The sequence below is a fragment of the Providencia sp. JUb39 genome (assembly GCF_012272845.1).
GTDB classification, from domain to species: Bacteria; Pseudomonadota; Gammaproteobacteria; order Enterobacterales; family Enterobacteriaceae; genus Providencia; species Providencia lanzhouensis.
Window position 1 is genome coordinate 31,581 of record NZ_JAAWXD020000002.1, and the last position, 19,036, is coordinate 50,616.

14 protein-coding genes and 1 pseudogene are annotated in these 19,036 nt (G+C 46.8%); 11 read left to right on the plus strand and 4 right to left on the minus strand.

The genetic code is table 11. The features are described from left to right. Positions 1 to 39: 39 nt before the first annotated feature. Positions 40 to 2,790 carry an RHS repeat domain-containing protein gene (locus HFU86_RS18875; protein ID WP_222717704.1) on the plus strand — a complete coding sequence of 917 codons (2,751 nt, stop codon included), beginning with the start codon at positions 40 to 42 and terminating at the stop codon, positions 2,788 to 2,790. Between the two features lie 189 nt (positions 2,791 to 2,979). After that, positions 2,980 to 5,847, plus strand: a complete 2,868-nt coding sequence (locus HFU86_RS18880; protein ID WP_222717705.1) for an RHS repeat-associated core domain-containing protein — start codon at positions 2,980 to 2,982, stop codon at positions 5,845 to 5,847. Between the two features lie 69 nt (positions 5,848 to 5,916). Here the strand turns inward: HFU86_RS18880 and HFU86_RS18885 are convergent. The 4 genes and pseudogenes from HFU86_RS18885 to HFU86_RS18900 all read right to left on the minus strand — a co-directional run bounded on the left by HFU86_RS18885 (position 5,917) and on the right by HFU86_RS18900 (position 7,953). Beyond that, positions 5,917 to 6,824: pseudogene (locus HFU86_RS18885) on the minus strand (IS481 family transposase). Between the two features lie 55 nt (positions 6,825 to 6,879). Further along, positions 6,880 to 7,251, minus strand: coding sequence for a DUF4158 domain-containing protein (locus HFU86_RS18890; RefSeq protein WP_132497373.1), 372 nt, complete (start codon positions 7,249 to 7,251; stop codon positions 6,880 to 6,882). A 241-nt stretch (positions 7,252 to 7,492) separates the two neighbouring features. Then, a complete protein-coding gene (locus HFU86_RS18895; RefSeq protein WP_243699029.1) occupies positions 7,493 to 7,693 on the minus strand; it encodes a type II toxin-antitoxin system RelE/ParE family toxin in 201 nt (66 codons plus the stop codon). Continuing rightward, positions 7,693 to 7,953 (minus strand): type II toxin-antitoxin system Phd/YefM family antitoxin, encoded by a 261-nt coding sequence (locus tag HFU86_RS18900; protein WP_132497374.1) that lies wholly within the window; start codon positions 7,951 to 7,953, stop codon positions 7,693 to 7,695. The genes HFU86_RS18895 and HFU86_RS18900 overlap by 1 nt, the downstream gene beginning before the upstream one ends. A 168-nt stretch (positions 7,954 to 8,121) precedes the next feature. Here HFU86_RS18900 and HFU86_RS18905 point away from each other — a divergent pair, with 168 nt between their 5' ends. The 9 genes from HFU86_RS18905 to HFU86_RS18945 all read left to right on the plus strand — a co-directional run bounded on the left by HFU86_RS18905 (position 8,122) and on the right by HFU86_RS18945 (position 18,474). Next, positions 8,122 to 8,712, plus strand: a complete 591-nt coding sequence (locus HFU86_RS18905) for a recombinase family protein (RefSeq protein WP_187129902.1) — start codon at positions 8,122 to 8,124, stop codon at positions 8,710 to 8,712. A 1,388-nt stretch (positions 8,713 to 10,100) separates the two neighbouring features. Then, positions 10,101 to 10,427 (plus strand): helix-turn-helix domain-containing protein, encoded by a 327-nt coding sequence (locus HFU86_RS18910; protein ID WP_132497337.1) that lies wholly within the window; start codon positions 10,101 to 10,103, stop codon positions 10,425 to 10,427. Positions 10,428 to 10,688: 261 nt separating this feature from the next. After that, positions 10,689 to 11,483 carry a fimbrial biogenesis chaperone gene (locus tag HFU86_RS18915; RefSeq protein WP_132497336.1) on the plus strand — a complete coding sequence of 265 codons (795 nt, stop codon included), beginning with the start codon at positions 10,689 to 10,691 and terminating at the stop codon, positions 11,481 to 11,483. Positions 11,484 to 11,607: 124 nt separating this feature from the next. Continuing rightward, a complete protein-coding gene (locus HFU86_RS18920) occupies positions 11,608 to 14,220 on the plus strand; it encodes a fimbria/pilus outer membrane usher protein (protein ID WP_132497335.1) in 2,613 nt (870 codons plus the stop codon). A 71-nt stretch (positions 14,221 to 14,291) separates the two neighbouring features. Then, positions 14,292 to 15,347 (plus strand): hypothetical protein, encoded by a 1,056-nt coding sequence (locus tag HFU86_RS18925; RefSeq protein WP_187129903.1) that lies wholly within the window; start codon positions 14,292 to 14,294, stop codon positions 15,345 to 15,347. A 187-nt stretch (positions 15,348 to 15,534) separates the two neighbouring features. Then, a complete protein-coding gene (locus tag HFU86_RS18930) occupies positions 15,535 to 15,948 on the plus strand; it encodes a hypothetical protein (protein WP_132497333.1) in 414 nt (137 codons plus the stop codon). 217 nt (positions 15,949 to 16,165) lie between these two features. Continuing rightward, entirely contained in the window at positions 16,166 to 16,972 is an 807-nt protein-coding gene (locus HFU86_RS18935) for a hypothetical protein (protein ID WP_187129904.1), read from the plus strand. Positions 16,973 to 17,060: 88 nt separating this feature from the next. After that, entirely contained in the window at positions 17,061 to 17,906 is an 846-nt protein-coding gene (locus HFU86_RS18940) for a hypothetical protein (RefSeq protein ID WP_132497331.1), read from the plus strand. A gap of 223 nt (positions 17,907 to 18,129) precedes the next feature. Further along, positions 18,130 to 18,474 (plus strand): hypothetical protein, encoded by a 345-nt coding sequence (locus HFU86_RS18945; protein WP_132497330.1) that lies wholly within the window; start codon positions 18,130 to 18,132, stop codon positions 18,472 to 18,474. Positions 18,475 to 19,036 lie beyond the last annotated feature (562 nt).

Consider the following 19,036-nt stretch of genomic DNA (forward strand, 5'->3'; position numbering starts at 1 on the left):
GTTATTATTTTATGGATATATGGATAAAGGAACTTATTTATGCACACTATCAGTGCCTTTGTGTTCGAAAAGACCCCTACGGTCACGGTATTGGATAATCGGGGATTGAATGTACGTAATGTCGAATATTATCGACACCCGGATACACCTGCTGAGACTGAGCCACGCATCACTCGTCATCAATATGATGCCCGTGGTGCCTTAATTCAAAGCGTGGACTCGCGCTTACATGACGCTGGGCGGATAAACTTTCACTACCTCACCGATTTGTCGGGCAAGACGCTGCACTCGCAAGGTGTGGATAATGGTATCACCGTCACATTGAACGATGCCGCTGGTCGCCCCTATATCGCCGTGAGTAATATTGATATCGCTGATGATGGCACAGAAGACAGAAGCCAAGCGCTAACCCGACGTTGGCAGTATGAGGATGAGGGACATTCAGGACGCCTCCTGAGAGTGACAGAGCAGGTTACCGGTGAAGCTCCCCGTACTGTCGAACGGTTCTTATATGCAGGCAATCGTGACGCAGATAAAGCACTGAACCTCTCAGGGCAATGTATCTGCCATTATGATACCGCAGGACTGATACAAACCGACAGTATTGCTCTGACTGGCGAACCGCTTTCCCTCTCTCGTCGTCTGTTGAAGAACGCGGATAATCCCGATACAGTGGCTGATTGGCAGGGCGAAGACGAGTCTATTTGGAGAGAGCAACTTGATACCGAGGTGTTTACCACAAAAAGTGTCACCGATGCGACGGGAGCGATGTTGATGACACAAGATGCCGAAGGCAATTTACAGCGTGTCGCATACAATATTGCAGGGCAATTATCGGGCAGTTGGCTGACCTTAAAAGGTCGTAACGAGCAGATTATTGTGGCTTCCCTGACCTACTCAGCTGCTGGACAAAAGCTGCGTGAAGTGCACGGTAATGGGGTGGTAACCACTTACTCGTACGAGACAGAAACACAACGCCTCACAGGGATAAAAACTGAGCGCCCAGTTAATCATCTTGCAGGGGGAAAGGTACTTCAAGACTTGCGTTACGAATATGACCCTGTAGGCAACGTACTGAAAATCACCAACGATGCGGAAGAAACCCGTTTCTGGCGCAATCAGAAAGTAGTGCCAGAGAACACATATACGTATGACAGCTTATATCAATTAATCCGCGCTACTGGACGAGAGATGGCAAACATCAGCCAACAAGGTAATCACTCTCCTGCTGCCCTTGTCCCTTTTCCCACAGACAACGCTGCATACACAAATTACACCCGCACTTACAGCTACGACAGTGCCGGTAACATGACACAAATCCGCCATAGGGCACCGATGACGAGCAATAATTACACTACACAAATAACGGTGAGTCATCGCAGTAACCGAGGCGTTTTGAGTACCCTGACGGAAAATCCCGCAGACGTGGAGACGTTTTTCACCGCGGGCGGTCAGCAACAACAGTTACAACCGGGTCAGTTGCTGGTCTGGGCACCACGTAATGAGCTCCTAAAAATCAACCCAGTACAACGTGATGGTCATCAAGACGACAGTGAAAATTACCGTTATGACAGTAATAGCCAACGTATTGTGAAAATCAGTACACAAAAGACCCGAAGTTCCACACAAACTCAGCGGGTAATATACCTGCAAGGATTAGAGTACAGGATAACAAGCAATGGTCTACGAGAAATCGAAAACCTGCAAGTCATCACGGTAGGAGAGGCAGGCCGAGCGCAAGTGAGGGTATTGCATTGGGTGAGAGGAAAACCTGAAGAGATTGAAAATGACTCAATGCGTTACAGCTACGATAACCTTATAGGCAGCAGCGGATTGGAGGTCGATGGCAATGGGAATATCATCAGCATAGAGGAGTATTACCCGTACGGGGGAAGCTCAGTTTGGTCGGCTCGGAGTCAAATTGAAGCGAACTACAAAACAGTGAGGTACTCCGGTAAGGAGCGTGATGCGACGGGGCTGTATTACTACGGGTATCGCTATTACCAGCCATGGGTAGGCAGATGGTTATCCTCTGACCCCGCGGGGACTGTGGACGGGATGAACTTATTCAGAATGGTGCGGAATAATCCAATTTTGCTGCATGATCCGGATGGAAAAGCGCCTAATAAAAAACAAAATGCGCGCAACACCATACCATCAGAACCTAGCTCTTCAGCACGAACATTAATCGATGCAGTGAATAAAATCCCGGAAGAAATCCCCCAACACGTATCTCCAGAAGACGTGAAAAGAACAGGGCGAATCCCATTTTTCAAAAAATTCTTTTTGCAAAAGAAACGAGATACGGATAAAGCGTTGAGCGTTGCTCCAGATAAAGACTTCGAGCCCGTGAATATTAGTCAATCTGATGTTGACAGGGGTGCAGCACCGCTGCACGGTCCAGTAAATCTAAGAAAACCGTTTGATCACAAGCGTTGGGTTACTAACGATAAGGAAATAGTAGTTTATCGTCAGGATAATCGTTCACTAGATGAGATTATTAATGCGGGGGGATTTTATCCCAGGACACTTGAGATTGGCACACTGGAGGACCATTCTCAAGGTTCGACAAAAGAGTATTCATTTGTGTCAACTTCAGATAAAAGATTAAAGGGAGGTTCTTACGGTAAATATGAATATAAAATAAAGCTTAACCCACACCAGGCAGTGCATCTACCTGCTACGCTGGATAGAATTCATGGTAGGTTACCTCAAAAATATAGAATAAATGAATATTCGGTTCCGGGATTCATTACCCCTTTACAAATCGTTGGTTGGAGGAAATGTTAAGCATGAAAGTCTGGACTTCGGTTGACAATTAATTTTTTCTAATTGTCGCCGGAGGTCAGATATGATGAACGATACCGCAATGGAGAAGGCTCGTTCTCTTTAATTCCCGTCTTCTCAACGGGTAAGGTATTAACCTACCCGTTGAGAGGGGTTATTATTTTATGGATATATGGATAAAGGAACTTATTTATGCACACTATCAGTGCCTCTGTGTTCGAAAAGACCCCTACGGTCACGGTATTGGATAATCGGGGATTGAATGTACGTAATGTCGAATATTATCGACACCCGGATACCCCTGCTGAGACTGAGCCACGCATCACTCGTCATCAATATGATGCCCGTGGTGCCTTAATTCAAAGCGTGGACTCGCGCTTACATGACGCTGGGCGGATAAACTTTCACTACCTCACCGATTTGTCGGGCAAGACGCTGCACTCGCAAGGTGTGGATAATGGTATCACCGTCACATTGAACGATGCCGCTGGTCGCCCCTATATCGCCGTGAGTAATATTGATATCGCTGATGATGGCACAGAAGACAGAAGCCAAGCGCTAACCCGACGTTGGCAGTATGAGGATGAGGGACATTCAGGACGCCTCCTGAGAGTGACAGAGCAGGTTACCGGTGAAGCTCCCCGTACTGTCGAACGGTTCTTATATGCAGGCAATCGTGACGCAGATAAAGCACTGAACCTCTCAGGGCAATGTATCTGCCATTATGATACCGCAGGACTGATACAAACCGACAGTATTGCTCTGACTGGCGAACCGCTTTCCCTCTCTCGTCGTCTGTTGAAGAACGCGGATAATCCCGATACAGTGGCTGATTGGCAGGGCGAAGACGAGTCTATTTGGAGAGAGCAACTTGATACCGAGGTGTTTACCACAAAAAGTGTCACCGATGCGACGGGAGCGATGTTGATGACACAAGATGCCGAAGGCAATTTACAGCGTGTCGCATACAATATTGCAGGGCAATTATCGGGCAGTTGGCTGACCTTAAAAGGTCGTAACGAGCAGATTATTGTGGCTTCCCTGACCTACTCAGCTGCTGGACAAAAGCTGCGTGAAGTGCACGGTAATGGGGTGGTAACCACTTACTCGTACGAGACAGAAACACAACGCCTCACAGGGATAAAAACTGAGCGCCCAGTTAATCATCTTGCAGGGGGAAAGGTACTTCAAGACTTGCGTTACGAATATGACCCTGTAGGCAACGTACTGAAAATCACCAACGATGCGGAAGAAACCCGTTTCTGGCGCAATCAGAAAGTAGTGCCAGAGAACACATATACGTATGACAGCTTATATCAATTAATCCGCGCTACTGGACGAGAGATGGCAAACATCAGCCAACAAGGTAATCACTCTCCTGCTGCCCTTGTCCCTTTTCCCACAGACAACGCTGCATACACAAATTACACCCGCACTTACAGCTACGACAGTGCCGGTAACATGACACAAATCCGCCATAGGGCACCGATGACGAGCAATAATTACACTACACAAATAACGGTGAGTCATCGCAGTAACCGAGGCGTTTTGAGTACCCTGACGGAAAATCCCGCAGACGTGGAGACGTTTTTCACCGCGGGCGGTCAGCAACAACAGTTACAACCGGGTCAGTTGCTGGTCTGGGCACCACGTAATGAGCTCCTAAAAATCAACCCAGTACAACGTGATGGTCATCAAGACGACAGTGAAAATTACCGTTATGACAGTAATAGCCAACGTATTGTGAAAATCAGTACACAAAAGACCCGAAGTTCCACACAAACTCAGCGGGTAATATACCTGCAAGGATTAGAGTACAGGATAACAAGCAATGGTCTACGAGAAATCGAAAACCTGCAAGTCATCACGGTAGGAGAGGCAGGCCGAGCGCAAGTGAGGGTATTGCATTGGGTGAGAGGAAAACCTGAAGAGATTGAAAATGACTCAATGCGTTACAGCTACGATAACCTTATAGGCAGCAGCGGATTGGAGGTCGATGGCAATGGGAATATCATCAGCATAGAGGAGTATTACCCGTACGGGGGAAGCTCAGTTTGGTCGGCTCGGAGTCAAATTGAAGCGAACTACAAAACAGTGAGGTACTCCGGTAAGGAGCGTGATGCGACGGGGCTGTATTACTACGGGTATCGCTATTACCAGCCATGGGTAGGCAGATGGTTATCCTCTGACCCCGCGGGGACTGTGGACGGGATGAACTTATTCAGAATGGTGCGGAATAATCCAATTTTACTCAAAGATGAGGATGGACTAAAACCGAAAAAGCCAGAGGATGGATATTATTACCATGTGACTAATGCTAGAAATTTAATGAGTATTGTAAATAAAGGTTTTATTCCACAAGGTTCTCCGGGACCTACACTTTCAGCTGATAGTCTAAGGAGGAGAAAAGAAGGTATAATGAGAGGTATTTATGCTCAAGTAGCCAAAGAATATAATCAAATGAATCAAGGCAATAAAATTTTTCCCCATAGTTTTAAGATGCCTCCAGATTTCTGGTCCGCGCTTAAGTTAGAAGGAGGTGATATTGCAAATGATAATGATATCGATAGCGCCAGAAATAAACTCAATAACGCTATTCATCGTAGTATTTCTACGGTGACCGATAAAAGTAGGTTTCAAGTAAAACACGATAAGCAGGAGGATATTACACGTTCAAGAATGAGTGTTTTAGATGATGATGAACTTAATAACATTATAACGCAAATACCACTACTGGATCAAACACGAGAGTCAGTAAATACAAAAGGATATATTTATCTTGCTACCACTAGAAATACACTAAAAAAATATGTAGATAATTACAAATCTTCCGATGATAAGATGGTAATGCTGGCTATTCCTGAAAACCTACTTTCTGATAAAACGTTAGAAGAAGATAAACAAGAACCAGACGGTGCAGTTAGGTACAAGGGGGAAATACTGCCAACTGACCTACGCTTTGTAAATCGAGAAGGGAAAGTAGTATCTTTTGATTCTTCAACCAGCGATGAATTAATATTAGATTATTCATTCGTTACAAACTTCATTCGAAAAACCTAATGTACAGGCTCTACATGCTTTCCGATTTTGATAAAGTGTGTCACTCAGAACCTCGGCTGACGTTTAGTCTTAAAGACCAAGTTTATTTTTTAACACTTCATACGGTGTTTTACCAGCATGAGCTGAGTGGGGGCGATGACAATTATAAAATGCCTCCCATTCAGCTAATTTTTCATGTAAATCGACATCATCCTTATAATCGATTAATTGATAAAATTCCTGTTTATCTGTTAAATGAGAACTCTCGACTTTCCCATTCAATCTGGGTGTAGCTAGCTTGATATAAACATGCTCCATCCCGAGATCATGAATATGCCAATTAAATTTCGATTGGAATTCGTGCCCATTATCAGTTCTAATCGTTTTGATTCTAAAGGGAAATTTATTTACAACATAATTAATAAAATCAATGGCATTAGCCTGATTGTGCCTTTCATAAATTTTAAGTGCTCTGATCCGTGTTGCGTCATCAATCGCAGTATATTGAAAACGTTTAATTCTTTGTCCATCAGGCGTATAAAAAAATAGGAACTTCACATCAACCTGAACATGATGCCCTGGAACTTGTTTCTGATAACGTTTAAATAGCGGTTTAGAACGACTTCTCTGATTTTGAGGAAGTTGGTTTAATTTGTTTCTTAACAATACATAGTAACAGCCAGAGCGTGATATTTTGATGTTATGAAACCGTAAAGATACCAAGCGATACGTTGGGGACCAAAATGGTAAGTCGTACGCAGATAAATAACCAGCTCTTCGAAGTGTTTTGCAACTCTTCTGGTTGGATTTTCAGGGCAGGGTTTATTATTGATTAATCCTTTCTCGCCATCTCGTTCATAAGCTCTTTTCCAAGTATAAAACGTTTCTCTACTGATCCCAAAATGACGACACGTTTTAGCAATATTTTTACTCTCGCGGGCATGATTTAAGATTTTTGTTTTATGTGCAATATCTCGTTTAGCTTTAATGTTCATCATATCTGACCTCCGGCTACAATTAGAAAAAACTAATTGTCAACCGAAGCCCAGACTTTCATAGTGTTAGTTGTTCAAAACCAAGGAAAGAGATCACCTGGCTTACCAGTCTAAAGCGGGTTGATTTAGGCAATACCGTGTATTGAGGTTTTGCGCCGGCAAAGTAGGTATGGCAGATATATCGGACGTCTTGCCTGACGTCCTTTAAGTGAAACTGAGGAATAACTGGTTTTGAGCGGAAGTAGCCCATGATAAGAATGAAGTGGACCCGGGATTCCAGCTTTTCCATTTTCCGGATATGTTCGAGCGCCCGTGTATCGAGGGAGAAGAACTCTTCACGTTCCGTCTGATTGAACTCTGGCCGTCGGTATAATTCATCGATTTCATCGGAAGTGAGGATCTGTATTCTGCTGTTGCGTGTTGATGGCATATCTTACTCAGTAACGGGGCGGGAAACGGCTCGTGAAAAATTCAGGGATATAAGGTCCCTGTCTGCCTTACCTGACAGGCAGGGAAACATACTCATTTTTTAATTAATGCTAAAACAACCCTAAAAATCTAACGCCAGAACCCTTAAGTGATTTCTCTTTCGGTTAAATGTAATGATGGCAGCATCCGTTGATGCAGAACGGCGAATACTACAATGTGACAGTCTTGCTCAACGTAGTAGATCATATGACTGGCATGAATACTCCGGTCCCGACATCGGCTCTGGATTTCCCCAGTGACGGCGTTTCAGCAAGTATGCGGATGGCCTGACGTAATTCAGACAGATAACTTTGAGACTGGAGTTTCCCCCACTGCTGCACCGTATATTGTCTAATCCCTATCAAGTCGGCCCGGGCATCTGGTGTTATGTGGTAGGTTGACATCAGTCGTATTTACCCGCTCCCAATTCATCAAAAAAGGCTTCACCATCGATGAGATCACCCGCAGCGATATCGGCCTTGGCTTGTGCCGCTCTTGCCTGCAAGAGTTGTAATTTCATAGCTTCAAAGTTCTGATAATCTTCCGCGGACATCACAACCGCGACAGGTTTGCCATTTCTATTGATCTGAATCGGAGCACGCTGTGCCTTTAACAGCATGTCACCAAAATGAGTTTTTGCTTCGTTGGCCGAAAGTGCATGCATTTTCTTTACCTCACGTATCATTCGATTTAATCATAATAGTTAAACCGAATGTTGGTTGTCAAAATTACGATCAATCAAAAAGTATAATTTTTGATAGGTGGTGATTTCATCTATCAAAAATACTATCATAAGTATAAAATCAAAACATTTAAGAGAATTTGATAGATTATGGCCAAAATTGGATATGCACGCGTTAGTTCGACAGGGCAAAGTTTGGCAGTTCAGCTTGGAAAGTTGAGTCAAGTCGGATGTGAGCGAATTTACAAAGAAAAACGAAGTGGCCGAACGGCTAACCGACCCGAATTTCAATCTTGCATGGATTATCTTCGAGAAGGCGATACGTTAATAGTGACCCGGCTCGACCGCCTTGCTCGTTCAGTTAATCATCTATCTGAGTTAGCAAAGCGATTTGAAAAAGAGCAAATTGACTTATTGGTTATCGATCAAAATATCGATACCAGCACATCTACAGGCCGGCTGATGTTCAATATGCTGGCTTCAATTGCAGAATTTGAAAATGATCTTCGCACCGAACGTCAAGCAGAAGGAATAGCGAAAGCACAAGAAAGCGGTGTAAAGTTTGGACGTCCAGCAAAGCTCAATGATGGGCTATGCAACGAGATCTATACCCGTAGAATGAATGGTTCAACGATTGGAGAGTTAGCCAAGTTATTTAAACTGGGTGAAGCCACAATTTATCGAGCACTGAATATGGCTAAACATAAGCAAGGTAATATCATTCAAGAAACAGAAAGATAACCTACTGAAATATAATAATTAATAAGAATACGTGGAACTTTTCGGTGAATTGGGCGCAATACCCCTTATAGTTGAGAGTACCGGTTTAAGCCGTGAAGAGCTCATTTCCCTGCAGTAGTCTGTCTCTATCCCTTTTTCATTTTTTCGCTTAACGCAAACGTCGCTAGCTCAATGAGTTTAGTGATTTTCATAACGCTTGATGGTTAGGAAATTCGATGAACAGTTTAATGAGTTAATAACGAGATGTTTCGGTATCAAAGTTTGCTAAAGGGTCTCTATCGTATTTAAACCTAACCATGCCAACGTGTAATCGCATCATTTTTAACCAAAAACTGAAATAATAGGCACACTGATCTTAGGCAGCAGTTTGCAACCATCGTTTTTTGTCCACCTATTTTCATCTGTCTTCGGCTTCTGTGGCATGTTACCACCCCATCGGCTTGACGTTTGCCATTGTGTCAGCCAACGTCCTGTCTCTGCTATTTGACTTTACTTAACGTGGCTAGAGGCATACTCATGTTTGCATCACCCCGTTTGATTATGGGCGCTGGAGCCTCTCGTTTTTATATCAATCGCGCTTAAAACGAACAAGATTAATCCGATTCGGTAAAAGTGAATAATGACTCGCAATATGCGTTAATTTCCGTTTCATTCGGTTTTTTTGATGAATAAGTACGCGAATTTGGTCGGACCACGATAATGACCACCTGATTATTATTGAGTTTTTCTTTATCAATAAAAACTGAATAGTTGACCATTATTCAATAGCACGGTCTCTATTAATACAAAATATCGCCATTGCAGTTATTTATATTGATATTTGCTTTATTTTTAGTTTTTTTGAAATAATTCGATCGAATTGCTTTGTCTTTACGATCGATTTTTTCGATCTTATTTTTAATTGCATTAATTAATATTAAATAATATTAATTAATGCTGGTTTTTTCGAGTTAATCACGAAAATATATCAAGCCATTACTCTCCCTTTGATGTGTTATTTAGGGAGGGGGTTAAAAAATACTACTTTTTTGTGTTTTTTAACGCGAAAGAGAAGGGGTGGGGGGGCTTTTTTATCCTGTAATTTTTCAATTATCCAGATGTTAATTCTGTTGCATTTTGTAATGATTCGTTATTTGTTGTGTTATTTTTAATAAATACTCGTAAATATTATTTGTTATTGTATTTATTAATGTATTTACTCGACATAAAGACACACGGAAATAACATTTCTATACTAATCACACTTCCTTGGGGTAACAGATTTAACGATTTATTTACCCGGGAGACGTCGAGACTCAAAAGAGCAAAAAGACGTTACGTGAGTCGATAGACTGACCGAGAACACGGATTTTGCCGAGGGTAACATCGATGGAGAGAGTTTTAATAAAATGGCTATCAAAGAGGATAACACCGCGATGACATGTGAACTAAATGCGATGATGCCTAATCCTAGGACTATGGGAGCGCAAGAGATACGCTGCCGATTTGGAGCCTACCTTCGTTACGTACGAGAGCAAAAACGATTAAGCGGCAGTGAATTGGCAAAGCGATTAAATGTCAGCCAGCAGCAGGTTTCTCGCTATGAAAATGGCGTGACCACGGTGAATTTACTGATGATGAGCAAAATGGTTCACGCTTTAGACCTCCGTTGGGATGAGCTTATCCACCAAGTCATTCATGCGGAATCCCCCATCTGGATGTCTTATCACCGATAAGCCGCATCAGGATTTTTGACATGGTGAACCCTTGTATTGTCAGGGGCCACACTGAAAATACCCTATATAGATAAGACGACATGCCTGACCTTCTGTACCAATAAACAGCAGGGCGCGTATACCCCTGCGTGGCATTTGCCAAAATGGAGGGGGTATTGGGTGTGTTCATCATAATCGTCATTGCTCTCCTTTCACGGGAAATAGGTCGAGCATAACAATAACGGTAACTCTTTACCCCCTGTTACTTTTTTAGGTTACAAAATGAGAATGAATAAACAAATAAGAACGCGTGGCGTATTTCGTCTGATTACGGCCTTAATGATACTGAGTAGTGTGTCTGCGTCAGCCAATACAGACAGTGACATGGACACCGGCGGTGTGCAGCTCGGGGGGACTCGGGTGATTTTTAATGGCGCGAACCACGCCGAGTCGATGACGGTCACGAACTCCTCCTCAAGCGCAGTGTGGTTAATGCGCTTTTGGGTTTCCCCTTATGAAGAGGGCGAGGAGAAGGCCGGTATGCCGCCCTCAACCGGTCAAGTCGTCCCAGAAGTGCCATTTGCTGTGACCCCTCCGCTGTACCGATTGGATCCGAAAACGGCCGTGCAATTGAGGATTAATTTACTGAGTGACGCCTTACCAGCCGATCGTGAGTCGGTGTATTACTTAAACAACTTAGCGATCCCCCCAAAAAAAGGGGAAATGACGTATCAAAAGGCCGTGCAAAGTGGACTGCAATTTGCAGTCAATACGCGCATTAAGCTGTTTTATCGTCCAGTGGCTATCAGTGATATGGCGGCAGTAAAGGCGGCACCCTCGAAATTAACGGCGGCGGTTCAAGGGAAAACGATGACGGTGAAAAACCCAACACCGTACTTCATTACATTAAGTCAATTGCAAGTCAACGGTAAGCCGATTGATGCCGGTGCAGGCGATTCGATGATTGCTCCGTTTGGCATGTTCCAGTTTCCCGTTAACGTAACGGAAGGCACGCTAACCTACAGCACGATTGATGACAGAGGGATGACGACACCGGTGTTAAGCCTGCGTTTTTAAGCCGAGTTATTGCTGTCGCTCCTCGAAAGATGTCAGGAGAGGACGGGTGGGAGCATGAGCATTTCGATAGGGATTTTGACTGCCCATTTATCATCACACAAGGTTGTCTTCGAGGTGAACCGTTATGTTTTTTTTTCGTGTCCATTACCTAGCCACGCTGAGTGGCTTGGTATTGCTGAATGTGCCCGTGCAGGCGGCGAGTGACGAAATCTCGAATGCCTTAACGTTTGACAGTGATTTTTTGTCGATGGGGAGTACAGACCGAGGAACGGAGAAACACATTGACTTATCTTACTTTGCACACAAAGGCGGTATGGCCCCAGGGCAATATGCGGTGCAAGTGAAGGTCAACGGGAAACTCGTGGATGAAGGGCGGGTGCTGACCTTTAAATCGTTGCCAGACCAACCTGGAAAGTTGTACGCCTGCGTCTCGGCGGATGACATTTTGACGTGGTGGGGGATTACCGCGACGCAAAAAAAAGTGGACAGGGATGTATCGGCGGCGCACCCAGAGGTGGCTGATGATACAGAGTCAACCGAGACCCATTGCCCAGTGGGGGGCATTATGGCGTTGGTGCCGTATGCTCAGGAGTCGTTTGATTTTAATCGTCGCCTGTTATCGTTGACCGTCCCCCAAGCCAGCCTAGGGAAAGGCGCACAGTTGCGCGTGCCGGCAGCATCATGGGATAGCGGCCTGCCCGCTTGGCTCGTGAACTACACATTGACGGGCGTTCAACAATGGCATCATGGGCAAAAGCAGGGTAGCCACTTTTTAGGATTAAGTGGGCAATTGAATTTGCTGGGTTGGCGATTTCGTAACGACATATCGGCGTATCAACGCCAAGGACAGTCGGCAGAATGGAATGTGTCTAACGGGTATGCTCAGCGGGGATTTGCCCAATTGGGGGGCAATGAGGTGACGCTGGGGTATACCGCATCTTCCGGGGGCGGGGTGGATTCTGTGGCTTTTTGGGGCGCAAAGGTGGACTCGGATGAGAGCATGTTTGACCCCATGACCATACAGTATACCCCGACGGTTTCAGGGATTGCGAACACCCCTTCCACGGTCACCGCGCGTCAGAATGGTCAGGTTATTTTTCAGCAGAACATCCCGCAAGGGCCGTATTCACTGTCAGAATTTAATCGCAGTGGCAGCGGGGACGTGACGGTTGAAGTGCGTGATGCTGACGGACACGTGAGTGAATTTGTTCTGGCGCAAGCGAACAGTAGCAGTTTATTACCGAAGGGGGCGTTGTCGTACAGTGCGTCGACAGGAGTGGCGACGGTGCGGAGCAAGTATGTTGACCCCCGTTTTGTGCAAGCCGGGGGCAGTTACGGCGTTGGGGAAAATACCACCCTGACAGGCGGGGCTCTGCTCTCCAAAAATTATCAAGCTTTAGCCCTCGGCTCTGGGGTTTACCTTGGGCGTTTTGGGGCACTCACGTATTCGATGCAAGGCAGTCGCAGCCAACTGTCGGCGATACCCGGACGAACCGGCGTGGCGATGGGACTCGCGCACAATGTGAGTTGGTCACGACGTTTTCATGAGACGTCACTGGGAATGACCTATACCCGAGGGCAAAGTCCGAATGCGCGCAGTTATTCAGAAATGTTGAGTTTGGCGCCACTCGCTGACGATGAGTGGCAACAACCTCGCTCGGGGCTGCGTGATAACTTGGGAATTTCGCTCTCACAGTCGTTAAAGCAGTACGGCAATATCACGTTAAATCTGTCTCGTGCGACCCAATGGCACAGCGACCAAGTCACGCAAAATATCATGCTGGGGTATAACACCACGATAGCGGATGTGGGGCTGTCCTTGGCGTGGGGAATGAATACGGTACGGGGTCAACAGTCTGAGCGCGAGAGAGGGCATCGTGGGAAGGATAAAACGGACCGCTCAATGTCGCTGATGATGTCGTTGCCGCTCGGGAAGTGGTCGGGCTCTTCTTACCTCAATAGCGGTAACTATTCTTACACCCAGAGTAACGGTCAGGTGAGTCAGCAAAGTGGGGTCAGTGGCTCGGCTTTGTCAGGCGATTTATCGTATTCGGTGTCGCAAGCGTTGACTGGCGCTCGAGGTCGAAGTCTGAGTCTGGGGTATGGCGGCCAGTATGGTAGTTTCAGCGGAGGATACAGTTATCAAGCAGGGAACAGTGCCTTGTCGTATGGGGTGAGCGGCGCATTTGCAGCACACCCTCACGGCGTGACGTTAGGCAAATCAGTGTCGCTCAGTGGGGGAAATGCTTTGGTGTCTATTCCGGGCGCGAGCGGGGTTCCCGTCAATGGGGCGAGAACGGATTGGCGAGGGTATGCCCTGGTCAGTGGATTGACCCCGTACGCTCGTGGGAATGTGATGGTTGACACCAGTCAATTGCCGGGTGATGTGGAATTGGATTCATCAAGTCGTCACGTGGTTCCTGTGCGGGGAGCATTGGTTGCTGCGACCTTTAACAGTCAGCAAGGGTATCGCGTTTTATTGACCTTGACGCACCAGGGTGAGCCGCTGCTATTTGGCACCAGTGTCGCTTTGCAGTCTGACGCGTCAGCGCAGCCCCCGATTACGGGCATTGTGGCTGAGGCCGGGCAGGTGTATTTATCCGGTATGCCAGCTGCAGGTTCGCTGGTTGCTCGTTGGGGCGATGAACCGGATGAGCAATGTACGGCGAATTATCACATCCCTGAAGGGACGGACATCACGCGACTGGCGTTATTGGCGTCCAGTTGTCAATCATGAGGATAACGGACATGACAACGAACAACACAACGCCCCAAAAAGCGAGACAGTCTTTATCGAGAGTCCTCCGCGTGCAGTTTGGGTGGGTTTTGTTAGTGACCGTACTGATCAGTGGCGTGTGCGCTCGCGTGGGTTGGCCTGCCCCAGGGGACGCGTTTCAAAGTCCCCCGATAGCGGTCACGTTTGGTGTGCAATCATTGACGCCGTCTATCCCGGTCAACTCAAGTACGGCGTTCGTATCACAGCGCGTGACGTTGCCTGATGTGGTTTGCACACGCTGTACTGCTGAGGATACCTGGACGCAAACCTGGTCTGCTTCTACCTTGACCTTGGACTCGAACAACAGTCGTGTTGAGGAGGGTTGGTATGTTTTTCGCAGTGGGCTATCGGGAATAGGAATTGGGGTTCGGACGGATAAACAGGCACCACGTGTTCGTGAGGGACAAGGGCGCCAGGTGAAGGAACTCGGTGAGCTTGAGGTCGGTTTGGTTCGCGTCGAGCGTCATGTGGAAGCTGGATTAGCGGATTTACCGGCCACGGAATTTACCCGGGTCACCACATTCTTGAGTGTGGAAGGCGAGGCGGTATACCAACAGGTTGACCGGATACGGGTATCCGCGGACTTTCGGGTACCGACCTGTACCAGCCAAGTGGGCGGGTTGCATTTTCAGTTACCGAAAGTTGACCGCGGATGGCTGCGTCAGCATGTCAAACCGGGGGGAGTTGCTCAGGCTTTTAGTTCTCTTCCTCAGTTGGTGCTCGCCAATTGTTCGGAAAACACCCGAAATGTGCGCTTACGGTTTATTCCCTTGAGCGAAGTGATGGACTCAACGGCGGGGCCCGCCACGTTATTGGTGGGGCAAGACAGTGAACAACAAACCGTCGGAGTTGGGTTTGTGATGCAGTATGACGCGGAAGGCTTTGGTCAACATCAACACGGCACGGTGCGTTGGGATGCAAAGCACCCCGTGGTACTGAGTAATCCGACCCCAACAACATGGACGGGGGAGTTACGCGAAGGCGTTCGGGTGTCATTACAAGTGTTTTACGCGCGGCCGGACAACGGTTTACCGATGGGAGCAGGGAACATCAGCGCCAAAGGGATGTATCAGGTGTCTTATGATTAAACGGATCGGATTATTCGGTATCGGGGTGACCTTCGTGATGGCCCGCGTGATGGGGGCGGAGACGTATTTGCCGGTACAGGACATCACGATAGGGGGCACGCTTGACGTCCCGGCGTGCGTGGTGAAACAGACATCATCACAACTCACGCTGAAGACGAAGGATGCGTCACCGAAACAGCCGCAGTTTGTGCATTTGAGTCAGTGTGATGTGGAAGCGGTTGATGTGGCATTTCGGACGACGCTGAAAGGGGAGCATGAACATTGGGGCGGACTCAATGTGCCAACACCCGATGGGAAGGCGCCGATCCCGACAAATCAGTGGCATTACCGAGTTTCACCGGCAGACGCGAGTACCGCGTCATCCATGGTATTGCAGCAGGGCGCGGATTTGGTGGCAGACACGCCACTTGCGGGTGATAAAACGCCCCGACGTTATTTTCGGTTAGACGGCACGCGTTATGCCTATACGGTGGCGCCAGAGGGCGGGCACACGGAGGCGGTGATGGCGTTTTGGGTATCATTACACCATGGGGAGCCGGGCATGATGGAGAGTGCCGAATTACTGGAAGGCGGATTCTCGGTTGAGTTGACGTATCGTTAGCTCAGCGTGAAAGCGAAAAAGTTACCTGGGTCGGTTAATGAAAATCGGCATGAATTCATTTTTCATGGCAGGGATGCTATGGCCCTAAAGCAGCGATGTGGAAGGAACATAAAAGGGATAAACAGTGTCATGCTGTTTAAGGCGGTATGACGGATATCACACATAAATGAAACAAACGGTGTGAATACACTCAATGGAAACGATGATGGAAAAGACGATGATGATGAAAAAACGTATTGGGTTGCTTGTGGGCAGCGCGTTACTGATGGGAAGCAGTGTCTCCGCGTTAGCGAACACGGCGGAATTTAGAACCCAAATTAGAGTGCTTAGTGCAGATGCGTGTGTGTTGAGTGTGGCGGCGCAGGGCGATACCGCTTGGGCACTGAATTGGGAAGAGCAGGACCGAACGGCGGGCACCAGTACCTTAACAGTGAAGGAAGGTGAACTGGGTGAGCCGCTGTTGGTGCGTGTGAAACTGACTGATGCATCGGGGGCTTCGTGTAGCTTAAACGGCATTAAGCTGGGCGCAACGGCGGCAACGACGGCGACGGCGACGGGCTTATTTAAAGCGGCGGTGGGCGAGGGTTTTTGGGAATACATGCCGACGCTAACAAAGCTAGAGACTTTTAGCACAGTGGCAGGGGCGGAAGCCGGAACCGCGGCAGCCAAGCTGCCGGCGAATACCGTGAAAGCGAAGTATGCGGCAGGTGAACACGTAATCTCTGAGACGGCACAGCACAATGCGAATACCGAGGTAACCGTAGAGGGGACAACACAGCGTTTTCTGGCATTAACGCATAACTACGTGAATGCAACGGGGATTACGCCATTCAATCTGGGGGGACAGGCGCAGGCGGTCACGCTGGAGTCAACGGCCGCGGAGCCAGTTAAGAGTGCCTTGATTGGCGTGGGGGCATTGGTGGCGAAGAATCCGGTGAATGCAGAAGGGCAAGCGGATTTTGCTTTGTTAGATACGGTAGAGAATGTGAACTTACCGTTTACTGTGACGGTGGAATTGCCATAAGCGATGGCAAGGTTATCTTAGTGTGAGTGGGGGACGTGTGATCTACTCAGACTTGGATGCTCATGGATAATAACTTGAGGGGAATCGAATGAAAACGGGTTTAAACAAGAAAGTGCCTGTCGTGGTGACATTGTTGGGGATGGGGCTGTTAAGTGGTCAAGGCGCAATGGCGGCTCCGGTCAATTTTAATGCGGGTATCGCTAAGGTAGAGGCCGCTTGTGCGTTTACGGTGGCGCAGACGGGTAACACCCAAGGCACCGCGACGTACATGAAGGGGAAGGATGAGGAGCCAGGTCAGTTGACGATAGTGAACGGTGAGCCGTCGACGGTCACCATCACGGCAAGCGGGGGAAGGTCGTGTGTGCTACCTAACTTGCGGGCAAAAACAGAGTATACAGGGGCAAATAAAATCGCGGGCGATGGCGGCGTTTATGGTATACCGACCCGCAGTGGAACGGGGTATTTTCCGGTGAATTTTGCACTGAGCAATGTGAGCGCCACATCGCGAGACGAGGGGGCCACTCCAATCCTGACAGTGACGGCTTCTAACGGACGGGCTATAAATCCAATAAATTATTCATATACTAACCTTCAGGAGCAGAAGGTGACTGATTCAACCAGATTTGCTCGATTTCATGAAGTCGAAAACCGTGTGAAACTCCCGCTTAAATGGAGTGGTACAGTTATCGGACAGGCTGCATACTCGCCGATAACATTGACTAATGGATATTCTCACTGGACTCTCCTCAACGAAGTTCAACGAAGCGTGGGATTTCTACCGGGCGGAAACGGGCTGACGTCTGTCTCGTTTGCAGTCAAACCTTTATTTGGTCTTGGACCATACAATTCAACCACCCATGTGTTGGATGACTCCACATTGGCTGAGGGTGAAGAGTTGAGCGCAACGGCCGTGATGACTATCACTGCCGTATAATGGTGTTTGACAACATTGAGTAGTGAATGACAAATACCCTCATCTTATAAGATGAGGGTATTTCGGTTAGCCGAAGGGGAAGTACTGACAGCGACGGCAGTGACAACGCTAACGCCGAGATAAGCGCAGGTGAGATCCTGTACACGATACTGTGTAAATGCCGTTTTCAGAAGTGGCCGTTTAGGCGGTCACCGAACGCGATAATGAAAATAGAGAATTTTCAATGACTGACTCAGTAAAAAAGATTGCCCCCGCAATTATTGTGTTTACAGCTTTGATGGAGAGTATGAGCGCGTTTGCCTCACAATCCAGTGAGATGAAACACGCGCCTACTGGCGTTATTCATTTTACAGGAGCGATTGTCGCCCCACCCTGTGTCGTTGAAACGGATGGACATCAAGTTGAAACTCAGTGTTGGCATGATAACGGTGAAAAAAAAACAGCGTCTATTGATGCCATTAAATTAGCAGGAAAAGAGATTCGATTACCCAATCATAAAGGCATCCAAACATTTAATTGGATTAATAAAGATAACCAGTTAGGTATTTACACTGTAATTTATGACTAATGCCGCCTTAGAGCATTACATCATTGTCATTTTATGGGCTACGAATACCTCCTCGGGGAGGTGGGTATTGAATACAGCATGAAAAAAGCCCAATATTGGCTGCTTTTCTGCAGAAAATGACAATTTAATTATCATCACAAAATAGAAAAGGCATTCACATTGAAAGAAATAAGTTTCGCCACCAAAGTTATTATTATCATTATTTACGCCCTATTAATGGTATTACCTATAATTCTATACTTATTTTGTTTCTAATATGAATTAGTCCATTCACAGGAAAAATGAAATAATCTGGGAAATTACATCAGAAGCATTTTGATATTTAGTCAACATTAAAGCACATGATTAAAATGTGAATGTCAATCACGACACTCATGGAGTGATACTCCCCAGTAAGACTGGAATATCGCATTTAACGAAGACGGCCAGTTAAATAATACACGCGATGAAAACACCGTTAATTTCAGCCTCAAGTCCCGTGTTCGCAGGATTCAATTATCCCTTTTTTACGATGAGGGGCCAATAAAAAGAAGGTAAACATGAAAACAGTATTTTGGGCACT

Excerpts from the sequence above, each read along its gene's own strand:
- HFU86_RS18875 (WP_222717704.1), top strand. The coding sequence starts at position 40 with ATGCACACTATCAGTGCCTTTGTGTTCGAAAAGACCCCTACGGTCACG.
- HFU86_RS18900 (WP_132497374.1), bottom strand. The coding sequence starts at position 7,953 with ATGCATGCACTTTCGGCCAACGAAGCAAAAACTCATTTTGGTGACATG.
- HFU86_RS18920 (WP_132497335.1), top strand. The coding sequence starts at position 11,608 with ATGTTTTTTTTTCGTGTCCATTACCTAGCCACGCTGAGTGGCTTGGTA.
- HFU86_RS18945 (WP_132497330.1), top strand. The coding sequence starts at position 18,130 with ATGACTGACTCAGTAAAAAAGATTGCCCCCGCAATTATTGTGTTTACA.
- HFU86_RS18940 (WP_132497331.1), top strand. The coding sequence starts at position 17,061 with ATGAAAACGGGTTTAAACAAGAAAGTGCCTGTCGTGGTGACATTGTTG.
- HFU86_RS18895 (WP_243699029.1), bottom strand. The coding sequence starts at position 7,693 with ATGTCAACCTACCACATAACACCAGATGCCCGGGCCGACTTGATAGGG.
- HFU86_RS18890 (WP_132497373.1), bottom strand. The coding sequence starts at position 7,251 with ATGCCATCAACACGCAACAGCAGAATACAGATCCTCACTTCCGATGAA.
- HFU86_RS18880 (WP_222717705.1), top strand. The coding sequence starts at position 2,980 with ATGCACACTATCAGTGCCTCTGTGTTCGAAAAGACCCCTACGGTCACG.
- HFU86_RS18910 (WP_132497337.1), top strand. The coding sequence starts at position 10,101 with ATGGCTATCAAAGAGGATAACACCGCGATGACATGTGAACTAAATGCG.
- HFU86_RS18915 (WP_132497336.1), top strand. The coding sequence starts at position 10,689 with ATGAGAATGAATAAACAAATAAGAACGCGTGGCGTATTTCGTCTGATT.
- HFU86_RS18905 (WP_187129902.1), top strand. The coding sequence starts at position 8,122 with ATGGCCAAAATTGGATATGCACGCGTTAGTTCGACAGGGCAAAGTTTG.
- HFU86_RS18935 (WP_187129904.1), top strand. The coding sequence starts at position 16,166 with ATGATGATGAAAAAACGTATTGGGTTGCTTGTGGGCAGCGCGTTACTG.